The 3658-nt window shown below is 64.8% G+C and carries 4 protein-coding genes; 3 read left to right on the top strand and 1 reads right to left on the bottom strand.

The features are described from left to right. The 3 genes from VIR09_RS16515 to cyoD all read left to right on the top strand — a co-directional run. Positions 1–1102, top strand: a 1102-nt coding sequence (locus tag VIR09_RS16515; protein ID WP_332013849.1) for a cbb3-type cytochrome c oxidase subunit I, incomplete at its 5' end; no start/stop codon positions are given. Between the two features lie 3 nt (positions 1103–1105). After that, the gene (gene cyoC / locus VIR09_RS16510) at positions 1106–1720 is read left to right on the top strand and encodes a cytochrome o ubiquinol oxidase subunit III (RefSeq protein WP_129529981.1); all 615 of its coding nucleotides are present in this window, start codon (positions 1106–1108) and stop codon (positions 1718–1720) included. Continuing rightward, positions 1720–2070, top strand: a complete 351-nt coding sequence (gene cyoD, locus VIR09_RS16505) for a cytochrome o ubiquinol oxidase subunit IV (protein ID WP_332013848.1) — start codon at positions 1720–1722, stop codon at positions 2068–2070. The genes cyoC and cyoD overlap by 1 nt, the downstream gene beginning before the upstream one ends. Positions 2071–2154: 84 nt before the next feature. On the opposite strand, the gene VIR09_RS16500 is transcribed toward cyoD, so the two are convergent. After that, on the bottom strand, positions 2155–3658 hold a 1504-nt coding region (locus VIR09_RS16500), incomplete at its 5' end, for an ankyrin repeat domain-containing protein (RefSeq protein ID WP_414639438.1).

Genomic DNA, 3658 nt, shown 5'->3' with positions numbered 1-3658 from the left:
GCCGGCGTTTGGCGTGTATTCGGAAGTGGTTGCCACCTTTGCCCGCAAGACGCTGTTCGGCTACAAGTCCATGGTCTACGCCACGGCCGCCATCGGCGTGCTGTCGTTCCTGGTCTGGCTGCACCACTTCTTCACCATGGGAGCGGGGGCCAACGTCAATGCCTTCTTCGGCATAGCGACAATGATCATCTCGATCCCGACGGGCGCGAAGATCTTCAACTGGCTGTTCACCATCTACCGCGGCCGCCTGCGCATCACGACGCCGGTGCTGTGGACGCTGGGCTTCATGATCGTGTTCGTCATCGGCGGCATGACCGGCGTGATGCTGGCCATCCCCGGCGTGTCCTTCGTGCTGCACAACAGCTTGTTCCTGATCGCCCACTTCCACAACACCATCATCGGTGGCGTGGTGTTCGGCTGCATCGCGGGCATGACCTACTGGTTCCCCAAGGCGTTCGGCTTCACGCTCAACGAGCGCCTGGGCCGCTACTCGTTCTACTGCTGGTTCGTCGGTTTCTTCATGGCCTTCATGCCCCTGTACATCCTGGGCTTCAAGGGCATGACGCGTCGCCTGAACCACTACGACAATCCCGAATGGCAGCCCTACCTGCTGGTCGCGCTGGCTGGCGCCGCGCTGATCATGCTGGGCATCTGGTTCCTGCTGCAGCAAGTGTTCGTCTCGGTTCGCCAGCGCAAGCAGAACCAGGACGTCACCGGCGATCCCTGGGATGGCCGCACGCTGGAATGGGCCATCTCGTCGCCCGCGCCTTTCTACAACTTCGCCCACGTGCCGCACGTTGACTCGCTGGACCAGTTCTGGGAAGACAAGCAGAACGGCAAGGCCTACAAGCGCCCGGCCAAGTACGAAGACATCCACATGCCGCGCAACACCGCCATGGGCGTGGTTATCGGCGCCTTTGGCCTGGTCATGTGCTTTGCGCTGATCTGGCACATCTGGTGGCTGTCCATCGTCGGTTTCGTCGGCATGGTCGGTTCGTTCATCGTCCGCGCCTATGACCGCGACGTCGACTACTGGGTCCCGGCCGCGGAAGTCGAACGCATCGAAAACGCTCACTTTGACAAAATGCAGAAGGCCGCCTGAGCCATGATTCAAGCCGTAGCCACTCACCCCCACGCGGGTCACGACGATCACGCGCATCATGACGATGGATCCAAGACCGTATTCGGTTTCTGGGTCTATCTGATGAGCGACTTGCTGATCTTTTCGGTGCTGTTCGCCACGTTCGCGGTGTTGTCCAACGCCACCGCGGGCGGCCCGACCGGCAAGGAACTGTTCGACCTGAAGTTCGTGCTGGTCGAAACGCTGTTGCTGCTGTTCTCCAGCTTCACCTTCGGCATGGCCAACCTGAACGTGCACGCCAACAACAAGAGCCGTGCAATGGGCTGGTTGATGGTGACGTTCCTGTTCGGCGCGGGCTTCATCGCGATGGAAGTCTATGAATTCCATCACTTGATCACCGAAGGCGCGGGCCCGGGCCGCAGCGCGTACCTGTCGGCGTTCTTCACGCTGATCGGCACGCACGGCCTGCACGTCACCTTCGGCCTGATCTGGATCATCGTCCTGCTGGACATGATCCGCCGCCATGGCCTGGATTCGATCAACAAGCGTCGCCTGGCGTGCCTGAGCCTGTTCTGGCACTTCCTGGACATCGTCTGGATCTGCGTCTTCACCTTCGTCTATCTTCTGGGAGCCCTCTGATGTCGCACTCCGCTGCGGCCGCACACGGCCACGACGATCACGCCGCCGACCACGGCAGCCTGAAGTCCTACATCATCGGTTTCGTGCTCTCGCTGGTTCTCACCTTCGGCTCCTTCGGCCTGGTGATGAACGGCGGGCTGTCCCACGCCATCACCATCGCCGGTGTGGTGGCGCTGTGCGTGCTCCAGTTGCTGGTGCAACTGGTGTACTTCCTGCACATGGGCGCATCGAAGTCGGCCCGCGACAACCTGGCCACGTTCGTCTTCACCTTGATGATCATCTCCATCATCGTCGGCGGCTCCGCCTGGGTGCTGTACAACATGAACGTCAACATGGGTCACGCCATGTAATGACGGCTTGCCGTTGAAGCAAAAACTCAGGCGCCTGCGGGCGCCTGAGTTTTTTTGTCTGGCTATCCTGCGAGCGCGCCGGTCTCAGGGCGCCGGCCGCAGACTCAACGTCACGTTGGCGCGGCGCGCCAGTTCGCTTGCGCTCAGGCCCACGAAGGGCTGCACGCGCGAACGCTGGTTCGGGTCGCAGGCGGACGCGGCCTCGGCGCCGTCCAGCACCTGCCTGACGGCGCGCGCGCCAGCCGGCCCCAGGGGGCTGCCGTCCTGGCTCAATTGCCAGGCCAGCATGTCCGCCACCGCCGCGCCGCAGCGCCAGGGTGTGCGGTAAAGGCCGGCGTCGTGCTCCAGCAGCATTTTCGCCTTGGCCTCCTGTCCCAGTCTCAGCATGATGACCAGCGGCAATGCATCGGGGTCGGCCACGCCTTGGACACGGATGCCCTGGTCGGTGCGATCGGAAGCATCGGCGCCCGCTTGCAGCCATTCCAGGTACAGGTCGTCCGGCAGCCACGGCAGGCTCAGCGGCGCGATGCGATTGGCCAGCACGCCGGTCGCGTCGGACGCCTGCGTCAGGGGCACGCCGACGGCCAGCAGGCGCGCGGCGGTGGCGCGCAGCCGACCGCGCAGCCCATCCCATTGCGGGCCGTTCTGTTTGATCTCCGCGCGGACCTCGACCTGGTTCCACACGCTTAACAAGCTGGACAGCGACTCCGGCGTCAGCGGCTCTCGCGGCTTGCCGGAAGCCTGGGCCAACTGGTCCACCAGCGCGGGCTGTATGTAGCGCGCCGCCAGGCTCAGCGCTTCGTTCAAGCCGTTGCGTTCCAGCGCCTTGCCCGCGCCATAGCCGCCCACGGCCGGATCCGCGCCGTGGGCCAGCGCGAAGCTCACCCGTTCGGGGATCGGATAGGCCACCCCGGGCGCCAGCTCGCCGTTGAGGGATTCGCGCAAGGCTTCCAGCAGCGGCGTCTCCCACATGGCGCGGTTGCCGTAGTACATGCGGACATAGGCGGCGTTGATGTCCGCGCCCTTGGCCAGCAATTGCTCGGCGAACCAGAGCTTCTTCGTGCTTTGCATGGCGGCATGCAACAGCGAGCGCCCGTTCTTCTCGCGGATGTTCGGGTTTGCGCCCTTCTCCAGCAGGAAGAGCAGGTTGTCCTTGTCGTTGCCGTAGTAGGAAATCCGCCGCGTCAACAGCGGCATGCCGCTGCTGTCCACCGCATCCACGGGCGCGCCCGCCGCAATCAAGGTGTCGGCCAGGGCATAGCGCTCAGCGGGCGGGCGCGTGTCGTCACCGTCCGGCAGCGCGCTGGCCAATAGCGGATAGCCGTTGTTGGGACCATCGGCCCTGGCGCCCGCCGCCAGCAAGATGCGCACGATCTCCAGCTGCTTGCGCGATACCGCCGCGGCCAGCGCCGGCGTGCCGTTCTCATTGACGCCGTCGGGATCCTGCCCGCGCGCCAGTTCGGCTTGCACCGCGGCCGCGTCGCCGGCCTGGATCGCCTGGAAGATTGCCAGGCGCGGCCGGCAGGCCGCCGCGTCCAGGGCCGGAACGCTCAGCGCCGCTCCGATGCGGCCGGCGATATTGGCGGGG

It is taken from the genome of Achromobacter sp. (assembly GCF_036567245.1).
Lineage (GTDB): Bacteria > Pseudomonadota > Gammaproteobacteria > Burkholderiales > Burkholderiaceae_B > Achromobacter.
Note: the sequence above shows the minus strand (reverse complement) of the source record. Positions and strands in the feature narration are given on the sequence as shown.

Coding starts and splice junctions, on each gene's coding strand:
- cyoC (WP_129529981.1), top strand. CDS start 1,106: ATGATTCAAGCCGTAGCCACTCACCCCCACGCGGGTCACGACGATCAC.
- cyoD (WP_332013848.1), top strand. CDS start 1,720: ATGTCGCACTCCGCTGCGGCCGCACACGGCCACGACGATCACGCCGCC.